The following is a 20,164-nucleotide window of genomic DNA, read 5'->3' as shown; positions in this document are numbered from 1 at the left end:
AGATCTTGTTCACAGCCAATCAAAGCAGCAGTAAAGGAAACAACCTGCCTTGCTATGGACACATTCTAAAAGATAGCGATCTCTTAAAAAATAGCAATACTGGTTATTAAAATAATGATAAATATTATGATACAAAGGAAGAATAAAACTTTAGCAATGGTTTTTGACGTTCTGGCAACACCGGTAAAACCAAATATACCTGCAACCACAGAAATGATTAAAAATATTATTGCCCATTTTAACATAACTTTCATCTCCTTAATCTGAAATTCTTTCATCTGTTTAAGAGTATTCTTGACAGTTTATCAGAGATTTATTTATGAAAAAATCAAAAGGCACCTATCCTGTACAAACCTACTTAGTTCCCGAAGCACTGCCCACATAAAGAACGCCCAGCGTTTTTGGACCACAATGGCTGGATATTACCCCGCCGGCTCTGGTTATATGTATTTCATGAAAGATATTAAGCTTCTTAATATAATCATAAATCAGAGTAATAATACCCTCATCACAACCGGAATGGGTAATAAAAACCCGTTCTTTATCGGCTTTTTTCAGTTCTTCCAGCATATCAGCTACATAGTTTAATAATACTTTTCTCGTATTGCCCCGGTACTTTTTCCCTACCCCCATCTTTCCGTTTTTAACAACTATCATTGGCTTTAGTAAAAAGGTATTGCCAATTAATGCTGTCACAGAAGAACATCTTCCGCCCCGGTACAAATAGGTTAAGGTATCAACGACAAAACTGGCTTTTACCAGTTCCTGCATGGTACCTGTAATATAGGATACAATATAATTGGCTGTCTTGCCCTCCATAGCCATGGAAGCCGCCTTTAAAACCTGCAAACCGATGCCGGTAGATAAATTTTTTGAATTGATAATATGTATGGCATCATAATCCAGTATTTCCGAGGCCAGTCGGACTACATTACAGGTTGAGGACATTTCTTCCGATATTCCGATATATATGATTTCCTGATGCTGTTCTATCAAAGGTTTTAAAATATCTATAACCTCATTAAGCAGTGGTGCTGCTGTTTTAGGCGTACTGTTTTCTTTTTCCGACCATTCATATATTTCTTTCGGGGATATATTAATCCCATCCTGATAAGTATCCTCACCCATGATAACGCATAAAGGTATCATCGTGATCTGATATCTTTCCAAAAGCTCCTCATTCAAATCACAGGTACTGTCTGCAATAATTTTTATCGATTCCATAATACCCCTCCTGGCTTCTATTCCTACAATTTTAACATGTTATCCTAGCGTATGATTAAATGATAACACTTTTATTAGCCCTGTCAAGTATAGAAAAGAACAGTCAGTAATCCTATCTATTTGCGGGACAGTCACAAAAAGCGCAGGCGTACCTGGGATACGTCAGGGCTTATTCGTGACTGTCCATAAACTTTTACTGCATTTTAAAATCAACTTCTACGTTATAATTAAGGTCCTTAAGGAACTGATCTTCCTTGTTGGCATAGGAAAGCCATAATTTTCTGTTATCATAACTGGTCATACGATACAGATTCATAAAATCAATTCCAGCACCTTTGGTAATCTTATCAAGATTGGCAGTAATTCTTGCTTTTATGATCTGATTACAACGCTGCTTTATCGCTTCTACTACAGCAGCCTTTGCCTGATTTGAGACAAGACCTTTTTCCATTAATCCTTTCTCAATGATTCCGATACCCTCTAATTTTACGGCAAGTATTGGCTTATTATTCACACTTGTAAACTGAAGGGTTCTTGTTACATTATTTATTTTCACAACATATTCCGAAGCTGCTTCGCTTTTTCCTTCCTTTAAATCCTCCGACGGATTTTCAGTAAGAAAAATCTTGACATTCTTACCATGAGCATTGGCAATGTCGATATAATCTGATTCCTCTTTGTTAACTTCATAGGCAAGCTGATTATGATAAAACATCCCAAGCCCAACGGTTTCTAGGGTCTGTTTCCTGGGTTTTAAAACCGGCATACTGACTACCGGATTTTCTTCATTCATAGCAAAGACCAGGTCTCCGACAGTAACCACCTTTTTGCCGCTGCTTTTTAGATTAATGCGGTAAAGCCGGTCTAAATAATCACCAATGCCACCTTCAAGTTCTTTGTTTAAGGAGATAACCTCCTTCGCAGTTGTATCAGAGGTAAATATTAAGGTACTTCTGCCTATTTCGTACTTATCTTCTACATACGTTAAAAATTGAGCCAGCTGCTTCGGGTTTTTGGCCAGTTCCCTGCCTATGATAATGGCCTTTAAATGGCTGAAATCCAGCCTTTTATTATATTGCAGATCATATAAGTCTTCAATCTGCCAGCAATCAAACCCTTTTAATTCCAGTATCAATTTTTCGGGATTCTCACTGCCCTGTTGGGTTAATGCCTTTAAGTCCGGTAAAACATAATATACCGTCAGCTCATCCCCCTTTATATCGATGCCCATGGCCTGTATAAAATTTCGATCCTCAATTTCTGTCATATCGCTGCAGGCAGTAAGGGTAATAACAGAAGTCAGGGTAGTTAATAATAAGAGAGTCTTTATTACCGGTTTTATCGGTTTTACCGATTTTATTTTTCTCACCTTACCAATCAATACGATAATCACCGGTATTAAAATGGATTGAGGCATTCCAATATATTTCATGTAGAACTCAAAGTAGTAGAAAAACTGTTCCGTCTCTATAGGAATAACAGAAGCGCCAAACAAGATCAGAATAAATGGTACCAGCAGATAATTTTGATAAGTTATACGGAATATAAATCTGCCGATGTAACTCATATAATAAAAGAAGGCACTGATAATCGAAAAAATACTCAGCATCCAGATGCCAAGTACAATCGCATCCTGTCTCTGAATAAATCCTCCCGGCAGTTTTATAACTTGAATCATATTTACCATGGACCAGAGTTTTTGCTTGGTTTCTACTTTTCCCAGAATTCCTAAGGTCACGATAAATAAAAGAATGTCGAGAATTCCCACTATAATTACTGCCCTGGATACATAGTGCAGTACCCGTTTGCCTTTTTTTATATCCTCTTTTTTTATTTTAATAAGGGGTACACAAAACAAAAGTACCTCTAGAACACTAAAGGTTAAAAATACATTATAACCACTTAAGAATATATGACCCGGCTTTTCTGTAAATAATGGCATAAGGTTAGAAAATTGTATTTTATTAAGACCTAATATTAAAAAGATAAAAATAGGAACGATTACTGCAAAATATAAGACTTCTGCAATTCTTGCCCTTACTTCAAATCCTTTCGATGCGGCATAAGCAGATACGACCAGCAGTGTTAAGACGATAATCCTGGGGTCAGTATCCTCCAATAGGGTTTCATTTATTACTTCCCCGAACAAACGGGCAGCAAATACACAACAGACCGCTAATTTGGCCATATACAATAAACCGATTACAAGGGTTAAGATACTGCCAAGACTGCTCTTACAATAATCCAGATAATTTCCGCCGGCAGCCTTTGACAGGGATAATAAAATCCAGGCATAGATTAAGGCATATAAAACAGCAAGAATTATGGCAATTAATCCATCCTTCCCGGCTGTTGCAGTCGCAATCCTTGGTATAATCAAACCAGATATGCTAAATAAATCAAAGACCAATAGCCTTGTTAATTGTCTTAGGGAGATTTTTTCGTTTTCTGAAAACATATATTAGTATGCCTTTCTATAAAAATTAAATCTAATACTTAATTCGAGTGCTAAATTGAATCGTAGTAACGACCTTAAAGACACAGAATGGGACTATAAACCATTTCATTCAAAATACAAAATTGACCTTTTGACACTCGCACTATACTTATTCTCTAATCTTTAATAATCTGGTAATGCCTTCTTAAGCTGTATCCTTATGCATTATACCTTCTAACCCTTACCAATCAATTTCAATAAATCTTTCTATTTTAATTTTGTACCCATATTCTTGTTTCATACAGATATTATTTTATTCATCCTTATTTTTCACAAGTCTGACACGCTCATCTTTTTTAGCAAAAATCGGACGCCGTTTCAAGGTTCTTAAAGGTGCTCTGATAATGGCATCTTTCGTATCGGTGCCTTCATTAATTCCGGAGGCTGCAAAGGGTACCATATAAGGCATTCCAAAACTTTTTAATCCACCCAGATGGATCATTAGCAGCATAATTCCTAAGATAAAACCGTACAGTCCTAAAAATGCGGATAAAATAATGATTACATATCTGACAATCCGAAATGCCGAAGAAAATGGTTCACTTGGAACCATAAAAGCGGCTATGGCAGTCAGGGCTATAACAATAACTACGATGGGACTGACTAAATTGGCATTTACCGCGGCATCCCCGATAATTAAACCTCCCACAATGCTAAGGGTTCCCCCCATAGGACCTGGAAGCCTGACTCCGGCTTCTAAAAGGATTTCAAAAGCAATCTCCATCATAATAACTTCAAAAAGTACGGAAAAAGGTACTCCATTCCTCGCTGCAGCAAAGGAAAGAGCCATAGCCGAAGTCAGGACTTCTGCATTGTAATTAATAACGGCAATGTATAAACCGGGAAAGGCCATGGCTATAAAAGCGCCTATATACCTCAATATCCTGGTAAAGGTAGCCACTTCCCATCTGCTGTAGGAATCATCCGATGCCTGAAAAAAGGAATTTAAAGTAGTTGGAACGATTAATGCTATAGGGGAATTATCAACAACGATAACTACCCTGCCTTCTAAGATCGCAGAAGCTGCCTTATCCGGCCGTTCTGTTGATTGAAATTCCGGAAAGGGGGAGTATACATTCCGTTCCGAAAGCTGTTCTAACATGCCGCTGTCAAAAATACCGTCTACTACAAATTCTTTCAGCCTTTTTTCAACCTCTCCTACGATTTCCGGTTTTGCCACATCTTCCAGATAACAGATTGCTACATCCGTATGGGATCTGATACCGACCTTAAGCTGCTTAATTTTAAAATTGGTATCTTTGATCCTGCGCCGCAGCAGTACTCTGTTAATATAAAAGGCTTCACTAAAGCTTTCTTTGGAGCCTCGGATTGCTACTTCATTTTCACTAGTGGGGACCCCTCGGTTTGGCATACCTCTAACCGATACTTTTAAAGCCTTATCCGAACCGTCTATCAGTACAACCGTATCCCCAGAGAGAACATCCTCTACCAATTCATTCATGGTAATGACTTCGGACAAATCAAGGGTTTTAAGTCCCTTGTCCTTAATGTATTCAAACTGATCCTCCTCCGGCATGTCTACGATGCTTGAGAGAAGCTCATGTATGGTAACCTGCTCTAACAGCTCCTTATTGATCATATTGTCAATATATAAGAAAAAGATATCTACCTTATTCACTTCCCCAACGGTTAATTTCCGCTTTATGACATCTGCACAGTCTGTAAATAAAGCACTAATGGCATCTATGTTTTCACTCAGTTTTTTCGAGAGTTCTGCTGTTATTCTATTTTGTTCATCATGTAAAAGACTCATGGAGACCTCCTCGTGTGTATAAAATTAAAAATCTCTTTCATATTATATCCAGTTTGTCCTATTTTATTTGAAAATAAAAAATACTTATCTTTTATATCCGTAAGATATAAAAAATAAGTATTTTCTTCATATGGTTAAGTTTTGCAAATCCTTAAATATCCAGCTTTAATTGTATTTCTTCTTCTGCCTCCAGTTTAAAATCTTCGATTTTCTCAGGATTAACTACCGGTAAATCCTCTAATGACTGAATTCCGAAGCTCCGAAGGAAGTCTTCTGTTGTACCAAATAGAATTGGCCTTCCCGGGGCATCCATCCTTCCGACTTCACACACAAGATTATACTCGATTAATTTATTAACGGCATGATCCGATTTAACACCGCGGATCGCTTCAATTTCTATTTTTGTGATGGGCTGTTTATATGCAATAATAGACAGAGTTTCTAGTAAAACCTCCGTTAGGACATGCTTTTTGGGAACATGGGCTATTTTTATAATAGCTTCGTACAATTCTGCTTTGGTACACAACTGGAAGGCTCCGTCAAGTTCAATGATATTAATTCCCCTGTTCTCTTCCTCATATTGATCCATCATATTATGTATTATTTTTCTGGTGGTATCCATATCATGTTCGACGGCGGCAGCGATCCGTTCTAATTCCACCGCCTCCCCCATGGTAAATAATATGGCTTCAATCGCCGCTTCCAGTTTCTTTATCTCCATAATTCCTCCAATAACAACTTCTTTCTTAATCAGACCCTAATTTAAGACTAATATATCATCTACTTCTGTAATCTTATCCACGGTAAAGGTTATAATAATATCATCAAATACAGTATGCTGTGTAATAACAATCTGCCCGACTTTTATGAGTTCTAAAACGCCAAGAAATGTTACAATAACCTCCATTTTCCCAGACTGAGCCTGTAAAAGTTTACGGAAACTAAACGTTTTATGTGCAATACCGTATTGTTGGATTGCAAGTATTTTTTCAGAAAGATTACTTTCTTCTTTTTCTATTTTACCAAATTTACTACGGATGGGATCAATTTTATCAACCTGCTTTTTAACAACTGATTCGAATATTTTATGTAATTTCGCTAAGGTCAAATCAGATAACAAGCCTGCCGTATCAATTTCTTCTTTGTAATCCGCTATTTCCTTTGGGATAGTGGCTTCTTTAAATAGAATTTTGGCAGCGTCTAGTTCCCGGTCCTTTAAATCCAGGGAGATATATTTGTACATCTTATATTCCAGTAAGCGTTCAACCAGTTCCTGTCTTGGATCTTGTTCCTCTTCTTCACGGGTTTCATCTTTTGGCAGCAGCATCTTAGATTTGATATTAATCAAAGTAGCCGCCATAACGAGAAATTCACTCATAATATCAAGATTTTTTGTTTCCATCAGCTGGATATATTCCAAATATTGTTCGGTTATGATGGCAATGGGTATGTCATGGATATTTACTTTATTTTTATCGATCAGATGCAGCAGAAGGTCTAAAGGTCCTTCAAAAGCTTCTAATTTAACCGGTATACTCATAGCTTGTCCTTCCCTTTTACTGATAATCTAAAATACGGAATTCCTCTTAAAAAACAAGGTCATAATTGCTGTTATAAAAACAAGGTCATAATTGCTGTACTGAAACTGGTTATAAACTGAAACATAATAACCAGTAAAAGCACCATTTTGATAAAATAGTCGTTCCGGATAATTAAAAAGTACTTAGACGGAGATATTCCGGCTATACATAGACCCATATCAAACGTTGAAACCGGAAATAGGTTAACAATAAACATACTGAGGCTGATTAAGGCTATATATACCAGGATGAACTGAAGTACTAACGAAACAATACTTATTGTTTCTGAATAATTTAAGTTGGAATTAATGCCGATTCCAAACCGAAGAACCGCCATACTGACTAAGAACATCACGAATAAACTTATCATACCGGTTATACCAAGTATCAGGTTGGTTCTCTTATCTTTAATGCGATACATATAAGGTTTTGAAAATCCGGCCTGATTGGTTATACATAAGATCAACCCTATGGGATCAACATAATGGTGAAGTTTATAGATATTTCTTTTCTTTTTGGGGTCTTGATTTGGATTTAATCTATTATAAATATAAGCCTTGGGGAATTCATGGAGTATCATTACAATTCCTCCGGCTATGAAAGCGGCTATCAGCCTGATTAGCTGTATTTTCATGAAACACCTCATTATTTTTAATCTTTTTTGTAGCTTGCCTGAATTCAGCTTTTCTTACTGTCACAGCTATTAAGAGTAATAACCATTAACTCAGGCCGGTTATTGACCCGCAGCTTTATGGTATGCAGTCCCAGCCCTCTTGAAACTAACATTACCGTATCTTGATTTTTAAACATTCCTGCATCATATTTTGGCATAAATTTATATTGGGGGGAGATAAAACCTCCAAGTCCTGGCAGTCTTATAATTCCACCATGAAGATGACCGGAAACAATGAGGTTGGCACCCCATTCCTCATATAGTTTAAAATAAACCGGGTTATGTGCAATCAATATATTATACCATTTATTTTCCGGAATTCCTACTAAATTTTGAATATATTCCAGGGTCATTTCGGGCTGCTTTAATTTCTTAAAATAATCCATCCCTATAACAAGACCCGTAACGGCAATCTCTTTTCCCTGTCTTACTATGGTAATGCGTTCATTTTCAAGAAACCTGACTCCCAGTTTCGTAAGCCTGCTTTTATATTCTGCATAATTCTTAAACCGGTTGGTACCGTCTGGCAGCAGTCTCTGTTCATGATTCCCAAGTCCATAATAGATCGGATAATCCTTCGCCAAAACAGAGAGCAGATTATAAGGAATTTCTAGATGCTCCGGTTCACTGCTTACTACCATATCTCCTGCCACCAGAATATAATCTGGATTTGCTGCTTTCACTTTATCGATTAACTTTTTATTATCCTTACCAAATTTATTATTATGAAGGTCCGCTAACATAACCAGCCGGACACCGTCAAATTCCTCTGGAATGCGTTCTGAACGAATGGTATATTGAGTAATTTCAAGATGTTTATTTTCATAACATATATAGATTATGAATAAAACTAAAATTACAATTGTGATTAGATTGCCTGTCATGTATACCTCCATTCCTTATATTCTGAATCTATTTCAAAAGTTGTATTGGTAACCTAAACTAGTTTATTTCAGCATTATATATTTCAATATTATCCATATATTAACAAATCCACAGAAAAAGTCCATTATAAATTATAACACAGACTTTTCCTGTGGTCTATAGTAAGTAAAATTCATTATGAAATTAACTACCCGAGAGCAACTAACATAACAGCCTGTTTTGGCTTTCATTCTCCGGTTTATGTGGCTTTCATTCGTTTTACCCTCAATAATCTCGCCGCATTTACAATCTGTGAGCGGCAGACGCCATAAGGTCTTGATTAACCGTCATTACAAAATCAACTCATTTAAAGCCTTTAAAAAGTAATCTTTGAATTTCGCTTTTGCAATATTTTCTGAGGCTACGATATCCACTGTTCCTATCTTATTACCACCTAATTTATAGGTAACTTCACCTACTTTATCATTTTCCTTAACTGGTGCCGTAACATTATCATATATAGCTATTTCCTTAGTAATATCGTCAGGATTAACACCTTTTAAGCATAAATAAGAAAATTCATCCTTAACCTTATATCCTACTGTGGCAGCAACACCTTTTTTTACCTCTAAAGGTTCACCCTGTAAATCTTTATTGGCATCCCTGTAAATACTGCAGTTTGCAAATCCATAATCCAGCAGTTTGGAAGCCTCAAAAAAACGTACCTTTGTCTCAGGAGCAGCCATAATTACTGCAATTAAATCCATTCCGTTGCGTTTAGCAGTAGCGGATAGACAATATTTTGCCAGGCTGGTGGAACCAGTTTTTAATCCGGTTATACCGTTATAGTGCTTAATCAGTTTATTGGTATTGGTTAAGCCAAATTCACTCTGTCCCTTTTTGGTTGTATGAGTAATAGAATCCATCCAGGTAGTTGAATAATTACTGATTTCCGGATGTTTTGTAATAAGTTCCCTTGACATAAGTGCCACATCATAAGCTGTGGAATAATGATTATCTACATCCAAACCGCAGCAATTTACAAAATGGGTATTAAGCATTCCAAGCTCTTTTGCTCTGGCATTCATTCGTGCAACAAATTCTTCCTCTGAACCGGCAATCTTTTCTGCCATGGCTACGGAAGCATCATTGGCACTTGCTATGCTGATACATTTAAGCATCGTATCCACTGTCTGAGTCTCAAAAGGCTCTAAATAGACCTGGGAGCCGCCCATAGAAGCTGCATGTTCACTTACGGAAACTTCATCCGTCAGTTTTATCTTTCCACTATCGATTGCTTCAAAGATTAGCAGTAATGTCATAATTTTAGTTATACTGGCCGGTTTCAGTTTTTCATCTTTATTCTTCTCATAAATAATTGACCCGGTAGAACCTTCAATTAACACTGCCGATGTGGAGGTAATGTTCATTTGGTTATCCTCCGGCGCTGCATATACTTTTACACAGAACAGAGTATTCATCAGTAAAATAACACTTACAAAAAGCGCTCCAAACCTCTTCATCTATACCTCACGTCCAAATTATATATTACTATTGTAAGCAAGGACAATGAATTTTAGACCAACTTTTACTCGCTTCTTAATGCATCAATGGGATTTAATTTAGCAGCTTTGTTAGCCGGCATAAAACCGAATCCAATTCCAATCGCTGCTGATACCCCAAAGGCCATAATAATGGATCCTGTTGTAGGGCTGGCTGTTAAACCAAAGGCGTTGCCAAGAGTAACGGTTGCAACCCAGCCCAGTAAGATACCGATGATACCGCCGATGGTACTAATCGTTGCTGCTTCAATTACAAACTGACTTAATATATCCCGCTTCTTAGCCCCTAAGGATTTACGGATACCAATTTCCTTAGTACGTTCCACTACCGATACCAGCATAATATTCATGATTCCGATTCCGGCAACCAACAAGGAAATGCCAGCAATTCCTCCAAGTATGGAAGATAGCATACCAGTCATTTCATTTACCTGGTCAAGAAGTTCTGCCATGGTAGATATGTTATATAAATCTTCATTTTTCATAATGCCATACAGATAATTATCAATGAGTTTCTTTCCAGCCTCCACCGTATCAGCATCTTTCGTTGTAAAGGTATAGCTGGATATATTAGAGTTCTTAGCCAGTCTGGCTGCATTGGTATACGGGATATAAATGCAGTCATCAGAGGATCCCTGAGTAGAATCTGCTTTTTCTTCCAAGATACCAATTATTGTATACGGTTGTCCGTTAATCTTAAGGGTATCGCCTGGTGCTGCAATACCATCAAATAACTCATTAACAATATACGTTCCGATAACACATCCCTGATAACGGTTTTTTATATCAGCATATTGAATAAACCGCCCGCTTTGTACTTTCAGGTTATTAATTGTAATAAAATCTTCACCTACACCTGCAACCGAACTGGAGGATGAATTGGTTCCTTTTTTTACGGTATACCTGCCGTTTACCTGGGGCGTAACTGCCTGGATTACGGAATTGTTTTCTTTTACAAAGCTGTATATATCGTCAACATCCACATGCCTAGTATCCGTATTGGTTACTGACAAAGATATGGTGTTGGTCCCAAGATCAGCAAAGGTAGATACAACATAATTCGTTACACCCTGCATAAGACCTACTAATGTTATAACAGAAGTTACACCAATAATCATTCCCAGCATAGTAAGAAAGGAACGCATTTTACTGCCGATAATACTTCTTCCTGCTAATTTAAATGCTTGGATTAGTTTCATGTCTGGCTCCTTCTATATTCATCTACCGGTCCGTCGAAAACAATCTGACCATCATGTATTTTTACTACACGCTTAGCCTCCTCTGCCACCGCCCGGTCATGAGTAATCAAAACTACCGTATTCCCTTCATCATTCAGCTTTCTTAGGAAGTCAAGAACTTCACGGCTGGTTTTAGAATCAAGAGCACCTGTCGGTTCATCTGCAAGGATAAGGGAAGGATTGCCGGCTAAAGCCCTGGCGATGGAACCCCTTTGCTGTTGTCCGCCGGAGAGCTGATTTGGCATGTTATTCCATTTATCCTGTATTCCGACACGCTCTAATGCTTCTAATGCCATCTGCTTTCTTTTGGACTTCCCGATACCGGCATACAATAACGGTAATTCTACATTCTCAAGCAACGTCTGTTTGGCTAAGAGGTTATATTGCTGAAAAATAAAACCGATGGTCCTGTTCCTTACTTCTGCCAGTTCGTCATCCTTCATAGTGCTGACATCCTGACCCTTTAAGATATACTGACCCTTCGTTGGTACGTCAAGCGCTCCGATTATATTCATAATGGTTGATTTTCCGCTGCCGGATTTACCGACTATGGCAACAAATTCGCCATGATATATTTTTAAATTAATCCCGTTATTGGCACGTACCTCCGTGCTGCCCATCTGATAGATTTTATAGATATCAATCAAATTAATAAGAGGCGTTTTTTCATCTTCTATTTTTAGCTCATCCAATTTAAGACACCTCCTGTTACGGTCTTACGGTAACATTACCGCCTCGATTACCTTGACGCGTGCTGCCGCCTTGAGGATAACCGCCGCCTTGTTCAAAGCCACCCTGTCCTGAACCATACTGTCCGGGAATCATAACTGCACTGTTATTTGAACTGCGAACAATATATACTTCTTCATTTCCGGTTAATCCGCTCTTAACTTCAATATAGTTTCCATCGGATAATCCGGTTTCAACCTTTACCTCTTTAAAACCAACCGGTATATTTCCTACTGCTTCTTTCACTGACGGATCTTTTACAAGTACCATATCACCACGCATTAACGCATCGCTAGGAACCGCAAGAACACCTGCTGCTTCATTAATTATAATCTCTCCGGTTACATTCATACCAGGCAATAAGTCACCTACCTCATCAATTCTAACCGTAACGGGATATTGAGTAACACCTTCATTCGTAGTACTTTCCAGACTTATATTGGTAACCTCGCCATTAAAAGTAACTCCCTCCAGGGCATCGGCAGTAATATTAACCTTTTGTCCCACCTTTACTTTTCTAATATCCAATTCGTCGATCTGCATCTTAAAGGTCATAGCCGACAAATCATAAATCGTACAAAGCTTTGAGGTGGAATCCCTGCTGATAGTATCGCCTTTTAAAACATCTTTGCTTACTACCTGACCGGATATGGGTGCAGTGATGCTGTAGTCAGTTTTCTCATCGATTACGTCGCTTAAGGAATCTTTTGCGTCTTCGATTTTGTTATCGGCATCCTCCATGCTATTCTTTGCATTGTCAACCGCATCACTAGCAGAGTCTACTGCCTTTTGGTAAGAATCCAGCTGGTCTTTATAGGTATCGCTTTCTAAAATAATTACCGTTTTTCCAGAAGCTATTTTGTCACCTTCTTCAATTGTTAAAGTACCTATTTTACCACTTTTATCAGCTGTAAGCGTACTTTCCTCCAAAACATTAAAACTTCCCTGCTCACTGCTGTAAATATCGCCAACGGATGCTGTAGCAGTAGTTTCTTTGGTGATACCACCCGGATTTTTGACTTCTATGGTAACCATCTTTACAACACGGTTTCCGCTTAAGACCTCTTCAATATTGCTGACTTTTGTTACTTTACCCTCTATCGTTTCATTACTGTCTGTTATTTCAACTTCCGCTTTTTTGCCGATTAAGGAAGAGGTTACATCAAAGGAGTTAAAGGGAACCTCTAATAACATGGAGCTGTTATCATAAATATCAGCAATCTGGCTGCCGGGCTGTACCGAATCTCCTTTTTTAACATATAACTTCTTAACGATTCCTGCTTTATCCGATTTAATAGTCAGATCACTATATTCTTTCTCTGCATCATTGTAGTCGGCTACGGCGTCGTTATATTTATCCACGGCTTTATCATAATTCTTTTTCGCTGTCTTGTACGAATCCTCTGCTCTTTTTACAGAGGTTTCAGAAGTATTGATCTTGCTGTCAACATCGTCCGTAGTGATCTGGTATAATACATCGCCATCCTTTACCTGATCTCCTTCTTCAAAATCAGCAGTTATTACTTCGCCTTCCACCAGGGTTTTCACATCGTAGGTATTTAAAGGCTCTATGGTACCAGAGGAGGATAAGATGCTTTTAATATCTCTCTTTTCTACCTTAACCGTCTGTGATGACGCCTGAGCATCGTTTTCATTTAATCCCTTTTTCCCTCGGCTGTATACAAAGCCAACCACTACTACAAGGACCACCGCAATAATGATTCCTCTTATGGCTTTCTTTCTTTTCGATTTCCTGGTATTAATTATTTGTCCTGTACTGGGAGGATTATCTGACTTCTTTTTAAAAATTTTACCCATTATTTATGCTCCTTATCAGTTGATGTTTTCTGCTACAATAACTCTGACCCTGCCGCCTAAACCAATTGTCCTGTCATAGTAAGCCGTTAATTTATATTTCTTTAAGTCAGATACCTTACTTAAGGTGGTTGCACTATATTTTCCAACATTGTAATAAAATACTGCCACATTATCTGCCATCGGATATTTCTGAATGGAATCCTGTACAGTGGTGGTTCCGATTGATTTTACTGTAATACCGGTAAGGTCCATGGTATCTTTAATTTGAGTGGAGTTTGAAGGATCAAAGATAAATCCTTTTGGACCTTTCTCTGCAATGTAAAAATTCGCTACTGCTGATTTAACTGTACCGTCTAGGGTATATTCATAACTCATACTGTCCGTTCCCATCTGACTAGTACTATTCGTTAAAATACCATATTTGAATACATCTCCGCTTACATTATTAAGGATTAGCTTGGATATATTACCTGAACTATTTGTTTCGTAATAATATACAGAGGAACCGCTTAAGGTCGTACCGGAAAGCCTTTTGGGATTTACCTTTACATAATTCCCGCTAAAATAATCTATTACTTTAACATTTGCCGCCAGATTATTATTACCTAATTTCGTTCCATCCTCCGAGAAGGTGCAATTAGCAAAAGCGGAACTTCCCTGATTCAGTAGCTTTATTGTTCCCACACCATTTTCATAGGTTACACGAATTACATCCCCTATGTTATAAATAGTTGCTGCGATATCATAATCCTGTACATATTCGTTGCCGCCTGCATCTACAAAAGTTACATAATTTGCAGCAACCATATCATCCTTCGTGTTATTAACCACATGTTCACCGGTACCAATTACAATACCGGTAATGTTGGTATTATATTCATTAATTGTAAGTACATCAACAACGGAATCATCTTTACCTAATATCAGGGTTACCGTATCTCCTACGTCTACTTTGCCAAGAGAAGAAAATGCAACTGACATATCATTGGTTCCAAGTTTATACTCTTTTTGTCCTACCATAACTGATGTTGGTACCAGACGGTCAGGCAAGATTGATTGTATCGTTCCGGTAACCTTGTTGTCATATGCCCAGATTGATTTTAAATCCTTTGAATAATAAATCACATCATTCTCCTGAATATCTGATATGGTACCTAATGTTCCATCCTTATAAAACGTAGCGGTTCCGAGTAAAAACGGGATTTCATCCTTCCAATCGCCGTCAGCCAAAATTGGTCCTTCCATGTTGTTATTCACCAGGGATAGATAATCAACTTCACCTTTGGCATCAATCTTATAACCCAGGGTCTCTGCATAAACCTTACCATCTTTTGTGGTTGCTGTTAATGTATTGTAGAATAAGTTCATCAGGTCTTTTCTGGTCATTGCCTGATTTTTTGTTTTTGTAATATTTTTATCCAGCTCCTTCGAATCATATAATGCCATTTGGGCTGCGGATATGCTGCCGGTAAAATCACTGTTGGTATATCCTAAAAGTTTTAATACCCCATTTACAGCTTCCATCAAGGTAACACTTTGGGCAGGTTTAAAACTGCCGTTCATGTATCCGGACATCCATCCCTGATTAATGGCGGTTTGTATGTACCCCGCAGCCCAGTAAGTTTTTGGTACGTCCTGGAACAAGGAAACATTACTTTTTGACGTTACTTTTCCCTTATTCCCTGACATATTAACTAACATCTGGGCGTATTGGGCCCTATTAATTTTCTGGGTTTGGGAAGTGCTGACTCCTTTGTCTGTTTTCATAACACCTAAGGCATCAATTACTTTCGAGGCATTATTACCAGTAGCGGCCTCCACCGGTTTTACGGGAGCTGCAACCGTTACAAGTACCATAACAACTGCAAGTAATAGAGTTAATATTCTTTTTTGCATCTTTATGTCTCCTTTACGTATTAATAAACCTTCATTTTTTACTTTCCATTTTATTCTATTTAAAAAACGTGAATATTCTGTGAACTCAATGTGAAAGTATTAGTAAAACACTGATTTTTTTGTTAAGAATAAATTAAATTTTAAAAAAAATGCTTTATATTCTATTTATAATTATACATTTCAGTAATATAATTACTTCTTATATCACTAAGACTATAATCAAACAAAATATAAAGCATTGCACTGACCTACCTTACTATAACACTACATGTTAATGTCTTGCCTCTTATCTTGCCGTATATTTTTGCGCTCCCTTTTGAAACAGCCGTCACCTTCCCAAAACGGTTAACCCTGACCACGGAAGAATTACTGCTATACCATCTGACTCCGAACCAGGCTCCTTTTATATCCAGTCTGCTGCTATGACCGGTCCTTAAGGTTAATTTACGTTTATTTATATCAACTACACGTATCCTGCATTTTAGAATTTCCTTTTGATATCTGACTCTGATAATCGTAGTACCTACCCGGTAGGCAGTAACTTTACCAAATATATTTACATCTGCTACCTTAATATCCGTAGAGGAAAAGCTTAGTCTTTTATTTATATTTGACAAAGACAGCTTATATTCCTCTCCCTTTATTAAGGTAACATCTTCATCACTTAACCGCTTTGTAAAAGGAGTATAGATATTGTTGTGATAATAAATGGAGGTATGAGGTACGATCAGGTACCATAACAAAGCCAGAAAAGCAATATAGTAAAAAATAGAAAACACGCCACGGAACTTAAATAATTGATTGATTTTATTTTTTTTCAATTCCTATTACCATAATTTACGTTTACTATATTCTATTAAAGCTTCAAAGTTCCTATGCTTTATCTGATGCAGACCGTGTATCACTTTATTCCACACTCTTTAAAGATTCCACCATATCAATTTTACGCAATTTATAAAACATGACATAGTTAACAAAAACAGAAAATCCAAAGGTCAGAAGGATGCTGTATACAAAGCTGATAGATTTGATGGTTCTTCCAAACATAATATTATCTATCTCCGTAGTAAGTATAACCAGCCGATGCAGCGCAATACCCATAATAATCCCGGCCAGAGCACCGATTACAGTCAGCATAATATTTTCGCGGTAAACATAAGCTGCAACTTCCATATCCTGAAAACCTAATACTTTTAAGGTAGCGAGTTCTCTTTTCCGCTCTGTGATATTAATATTATTCAAATTATATAGTACAATGAAAGCCAACAATCCCGCTGCTATGATCAGAACATAGACTACAAGGTTTAAGCTGTTTAACATGTCATTGATTTGCTTTTGGAAATCTGAGGTAAAAGATATTGCTGTAACATTATTATAATTTAATAAATCCGAAGCAAAGTTTTTTTCATCGATACTGATAGTATCCGACTGTTTAAGATAAATCCTGTTATAATCCGGTGCTTTACCATACAATTTTTCATATAAGCCCGGAGTCATGAAAATATAATGAAGCAGATAGTTTTCCACAATATCCGTTACTTTGGCCTCAACCCGTTTGGTATCTCCGTCTTTGATTAAAATAGTATCTCCTACGGAAAGGTTTAGCAAACTAGCCAGCTTTTCCGTTATAATGATGCCATCCTCCTTTAGTACTGCTGGTTTATGGCTGATACGGTTACGGAATACAATATAATCCGCAATGGTTTTGGTATCCTTTGGTACAATAAGAGAAGTACTTTTAGTTAATTTATCATTACCTGCATCTACTGTTATATCGAGGACAGTAGCTGCATCAGCTATTCTGCTATCTTTCTTTAAGTCCCAAAGAAGCTCATCTTTTTCCTTATCGGTAATATCCTCCTTAACCGTTACGATAGCATCCTGATGCCAGATATCAACATACTGGATATCAGACATGGCACCGATGGAGTCCTTTAAACCAAAGCCTACCAATAATAATGACATACAGCCCCCAATTCCAAATACTGTCATAAAGAAACGTTTTTTATAACGCAGCAGGTTTCGGACAGTTGCCTTTGATGTAAAATTAAGGTGTTTCCAAACCCAGGGAATCCTTTCTAAAATAACCCGTTTCCCAAGTTTTGGCGCCGCCGGTCTCATTAATTTTGCCGGTGTTGACATAAGCTCCTTATAACAGGAGAAGAAAGCTGCTAAAGTGGTACAAGCTACCGCAATAAGGGCAGAGGTAGCACCATAATATATGTTATACGGAGTCAGTACCTTAGGAAGACTTTTATACAGTATAGCATAAGCAGTTATAATTACTTTAGGCAGTATCTGTTCTCCGATTAAAACTCCGATAATACTGCCAATTAAGCTTGCCAGGAGGGAGTACCAGATATATTTTCCGGCGATAGCCCTTTTACTGTAACCAAGTGCTTTTAAAGTACCAATCTGTGTTCTTTGTTCTTCCACCATACGGGTCATGGTAGTCAGACTTACCAATGCTGCTACGAGAAAGAAAATAACCGGAAATACTTTACCGATATTACCGATGCGTTCTGAATCCTGACCGTACTCAACATAGGTCTGGATACTGTTACGGTCAAGTACATACCATTTCGGATAATCCACATCTGCTAATTTATCCTCCGCATCCTTTATCTTTTGTTTTGCCTCGGCTATTTCCTTGTTCGCTGTCTTAACGCCTTCCTTATAATCATTTTCTTTCTCCTTAAGAGTAGTTTTCGCTTTGTTTAATTCTTTCTCCTTGTCTTTCAACAGTGTTTCATTTTTTTCTATTTCTTTTTCTGCCTTACTAATTTCCTTCCAACCCGAAGCAAGTTCTTTTTTGCCTTTTTCGATTTCTTTGCGTTTTTCTACTATTGTAGACTCCGCTGTTTTAACTTTCTGCTCTTCTTTGGTTAACGCTTTGTCAGCCGCATTTAACTGTTTCTGCTTTTGATCCAGAGTAGTTTTGGCGGCATCCAGTTCTTTTTTTGAATTATCCAGTTTCACTCTGCCGGTTTGTAATTCCCCCTGCTGTTTTAACAGACTTTCCTCGGTAGCAAGAAGCTGCTGCCATTGTTGTGGCTGTGAGTCTTTTACCGGTTCCAAAGCTGCTTTTTGCTGCTTAAGATCAGCAAGAGCCTTAGTTAATGCCGTTTCATTTTTCACAAGTTCATTATTACCGGTATTCCAGCTGTCCATGGATGTCTTCCATTCTTTATAACCTGAGGCAAGGGAAGCCGCACCTGTATTATATTCCTGGCGTCTATTGATAAGTTCCTCTCTGCCGCTGTTTAATTCAGCTTCTGAGGTATTCAGCTTTTCTTCCCCGGTCTTAAGATCAGCTTCTGAGGTCCTTAATTTCTCTTTATTTTTGGTTAGTTCGACCTTACCGTTTTCTAACTCTTCTTTCCCATCAGCAAGTTTACTTTCACCATCTTTTATTTTATTTTTGCCATCTTCAATTTTCTTTGCAGCATCTGTCAGTTTTTTATCGGTGTCAGCTTCACTCTCCGCCAGTTTTGCTTTGGCATCCTCAATTTCTTTCTGAGGATCCTTTAAAATCTCGTCATATCTTGCTTTCGTCCGTATATCCGCAATCGCCTTAACATTATCAACCACCGCGGATACGGTATCCTCATATTCATCGGTATAGCTGGTCAACTCCCTGGCACCTTGAACAGACGCATAGATTTCTGTATATGCCTCCATGGAAAATGCTGCGCCTGGCACTAGGATAAAGCTGTTGATTTTGCCGTTCCCAATTGAACTGTTACCACGTTCAAAGGATAAATAACTGGATGAATTACCTACGCCAACAATTGTGAATTTACTGACGTTAAGACTTTTATCAAGTTCCTCCTTTGTTCCGGAGCAAAATTCTATCGTATCACCGATTTTATATCCGGTATCCTCAAGAAACTGCGGATCAACCAGGCATTCATCTGTTTCTTTGGGAAGCCTGCCGTTAATTACGTTGATTTTGTTTAACCTTTCTGTTAAGGACATTACCTTTATAACCAATTCCGCATCTTTTGTAGTACACAAAACATCAACAGAATAAGCGGGTTCGGTATCCTCAATGCCCTTAACCCTGCCAATTGCCGCTGCATCATCCGCTGTTAAGCCCATGGTACTGATAACCCGGACATCCATCATACCGGTGTCGTCGTAATATTTGTCGGCAGATAACTTCATATCCGGTTTCGAAGCCCGGATACCGGAGTAAAAGGCGACTCCAAGGGCGACAATCAATAAAATGGACAGAAATCTGGCGATGCTTTTCTTAACTTCAATTTTAAAATCCTGTACTAAAGCTTTCTTTTTCATCACAACTCCT

General features: G+C 37.8%; 15 protein-coding genes. All 15 read right to left on the bottom strand.

The genetic code is table 11. The features are described 5' to 3' along the window. Positions 1-83: 83 nt before the first annotated feature. Positions 84-245, bottom strand: a complete 162-nt coding sequence (locus tag QA584_RS13465; RefSeq protein ID WP_278275013.1) for a DUF1328 domain-containing protein — start codon at positions 243-245, stop codon at positions 84-86. Between the two features lie 109 nt (positions 246-354). Continuing rightward, on the bottom strand, positions 355-1,224 hold the full coding sequence (locus QA584_RS13460; protein ID WP_278275012.1) for a DegV family protein: 870 nt from the start codon (positions 1,222-1,224) through the stop codon (positions 355-357). A gap of 193 nt (positions 1,225-1,417) precedes the next feature. Beyond that, positions 1,418-3,682: a GerAB/ArcD/ProY family transporter gene (locus tag QA584_RS13455; RefSeq protein ID WP_278275011.1), complete on the bottom strand. Its 2,265-nt coding sequence runs from the start codon at positions 3,680-3,682 to the stop codon at positions 1,418-1,420. A 292-nt stretch (positions 3,683-3,974) separates the two neighbouring features. Then, positions 3,975-5,495 carry a spore germination protein gene (locus QA584_RS13450; protein ID WP_278275010.1) on the bottom strand — a complete coding sequence of 507 codons (1,521 nt, stop codon included), beginning with the start codon at positions 5,493-5,495 and terminating at the stop codon, positions 3,975-3,977. Between the two features lie 151 nt (positions 5,496-5,646). Continuing rightward, on the bottom strand, positions 5,647-6,216 hold the full coding sequence (gene scpB / locus QA584_RS13445) for an SMC-Scp complex subunit ScpB (RefSeq protein WP_278275009.1): 570 nt from the start codon (positions 6,214-6,216) through the stop codon (positions 5,647-5,649). Positions 6,217-6,252: 36 nt separating this feature from the next. Continuing rightward, entirely contained in the window at positions 6,253-7,035 is a 783-nt protein-coding gene (locus QA584_RS13440) for a segregation and condensation protein A (protein WP_278275008.1), read from the bottom strand. Positions 7,036-7,106: 71 nt separating this feature from the next. Continuing rightward, positions 7,107-7,709: a hypothetical protein gene (locus tag QA584_RS13435; RefSeq protein ID WP_278275007.1), complete on the bottom strand. Its 603-nt coding sequence runs from the start codon at positions 7,707-7,709 to the stop codon at positions 7,107-7,109. 44 nt (positions 7,710-7,753) lie between these two features. Then, positions 7,754-8,632, bottom strand: a complete 879-nt coding sequence (locus QA584_RS13430; RefSeq protein WP_278275006.1) for a metallophosphoesterase — start codon at positions 8,630-8,632, stop codon at positions 7,754-7,756. A 330-nt stretch (positions 8,633-8,962) separates the two neighbouring features. Further along, complete coding sequence (locus tag QA584_RS13425; RefSeq protein ID WP_278275005.1) at positions 8,963-10,135, bottom strand: D-alanyl-D-alanine carboxypeptidase family protein; 1,173 nt, start codon at positions 10,133-10,135, stop codon at positions 8,963-8,965. Positions 10,136-10,200: 65 nt separating this feature from the next. Then, the gene (locus QA584_RS13420; RefSeq protein ID WP_278275004.1) at positions 10,201-11,373 is read right to left on the bottom strand and encodes an ABC transporter permease; all 1,173 of its coding nucleotides are present in this window, start codon (positions 11,371-11,373) and stop codon (positions 10,201-10,203) included. Further along, positions 11,370-12,032 carry an ABC transporter ATP-binding protein gene (locus QA584_RS13415; protein WP_278275170.1) on the bottom strand — a complete coding sequence of 221 codons (663 nt, stop codon included), beginning with the start codon at positions 12,030-12,032 and terminating at the stop codon, positions 11,370-11,372. Before QA584_RS13415 ends, QA584_RS13420 begins: the two co-directional genes overlap by 4 nt. 88 nt (positions 12,033-12,120) lie before the next feature. Continuing rightward, positions 12,121-13,959, bottom strand: coding sequence for an efflux RND transporter periplasmic adaptor subunit (locus QA584_RS13410; RefSeq protein WP_278275003.1), 1,839 nt, complete (start codon positions 13,957-13,959; stop codon positions 12,121-12,123). A 15-nt stretch (positions 13,960-13,974) separates the two neighbouring features. Then, complete coding sequence (locus QA584_RS13405) at positions 13,975-15,855, bottom strand: S-layer homology domain-containing protein (RefSeq protein WP_278275002.1); 1,881 nt, start codon at positions 15,853-15,855, stop codon at positions 13,975-13,977. Positions 15,856-16,103: 248 nt separating this feature from the next. Beyond that, complete coding sequence (locus QA584_RS13400; protein WP_278275001.1) at positions 16,104-16,676, bottom strand: Ig-like domain-containing protein; 573 nt, start codon at positions 16,674-16,676, stop codon at positions 16,104-16,106. 85 nt (positions 16,677-16,761) lie between these two features. Continuing rightward, the gene (locus QA584_RS13395; RefSeq protein ID WP_278275000.1) at positions 16,762-20,154 is read right to left on the bottom strand and encodes an FtsX-like permease family protein; all 3,393 of its coding nucleotides are present in this window, start codon (positions 20,152-20,154) and stop codon (positions 16,762-16,764) included. Positions 20,155-20,164 lie beyond the last annotated feature (10 nt).

It is taken from the genome of Anaerocolumna sp. AGMB13025, from assembly GCF_029689925.1.
Classification (GTDB): domain Bacteria; phylum Bacillota; class Clostridia; order Lachnospirales; family Lachnospiraceae; genus Anaerocolumna.
Note: the sequence above shows the minus strand (reverse complement) of the source record. Positions and strands in the feature narration are given on the sequence as shown.

What these genes read in the sequence shown, in the direction of transcription:
- QA584_RS13465 (WP_278275013.1), bottom strand. Translation starts at nt 245, where the DNA reads ATGTTAAAATGGGCAATAATATTTTTAATCATTTCTGTGGTTGCAGGT.
- QA584_RS13460 (WP_278275012.1), bottom strand. Translation starts at nt 1,224, where the DNA reads ATGGAATCGATAAAAATTATTGCAGACAGTACCTGTGATTTGAATGAG.
- QA584_RS13455 (WP_278275011.1), bottom strand. Translation starts at nt 3,682, where the DNA reads ATGTTTTCAGAAAACGAAAAAATCTCCCTAAGACAATTAACAAGGCTA.
- QA584_RS13450 (WP_278275010.1), bottom strand. Translation starts at nt 5,495, where the DNA reads ATGAGTCTTTTACATGATGAACAAAATAGAATAACAGCAGAACTCTCG.
- scpB (WP_278275009.1), bottom strand. Translation starts at nt 6,216, where the DNA reads ATGGAGATAAAGAAACTGGAAGCGGCGATTGAAGCCATATTATTTACC.
- QA584_RS13440 (WP_278275008.1), bottom strand. Translation starts at nt 7,035, where the DNA reads ATGAGTATACCGGTTAAATTAGAAGCTTTTGAAGGACCTTTAGACCTT.
- QA584_RS13435 (WP_278275007.1), bottom strand. Translation starts at nt 7,709, where the DNA reads ATGAAAATACAGCTAATCAGGCTGATAGCCGCTTTCATAGCCGGAGGA.
- QA584_RS13430 (WP_278275006.1), bottom strand. Translation starts at nt 8,632, where the DNA reads ATGACAGGCAATCTAATCACAATTGTAATTTTAGTTTTATTCATAATC.
- QA584_RS13425 (WP_278275005.1), bottom strand. Translation starts at nt 10,135, where the DNA reads ATGAAGAGGTTTGGAGCGCTTTTTGTAAGTGTTATTTTACTGATGAAT.
- QA584_RS13420 (WP_278275004.1), bottom strand. Translation starts at nt 11,373, where the DNA reads ATGAAACTAATCCAAGCATTTAAATTAGCAGGAAGAAGTATTATCGGC.
- QA584_RS13415 (WP_278275170.1), bottom strand. Translation starts at nt 12,032, where the DNA reads ATGGGCAGCACGGAGGTACGTGCCAATAACGGGATTAATTTAAAAATA.
- QA584_RS13410 (WP_278275003.1), bottom strand. Translation starts at nt 13,959, where the DNA reads ATGGGTAAAATTTTTAAAAAGAAGTCAGATAATCCTCCCAGTACAGGA.
- QA584_RS13405 (WP_278275002.1), bottom strand. Translation starts at nt 15,855, where the DNA reads ATGCAAAAAAGAATATTAACTCTATTACTTGCAGTTGTTATGGTACTT.
- QA584_RS13395 (WP_278275000.1), bottom strand. Translation starts at nt 20,154, where the DNA reads ATGAAAAAGAAAGCTTTAGTACAGGATTTTAAAATTGAAGTTAAGAAA.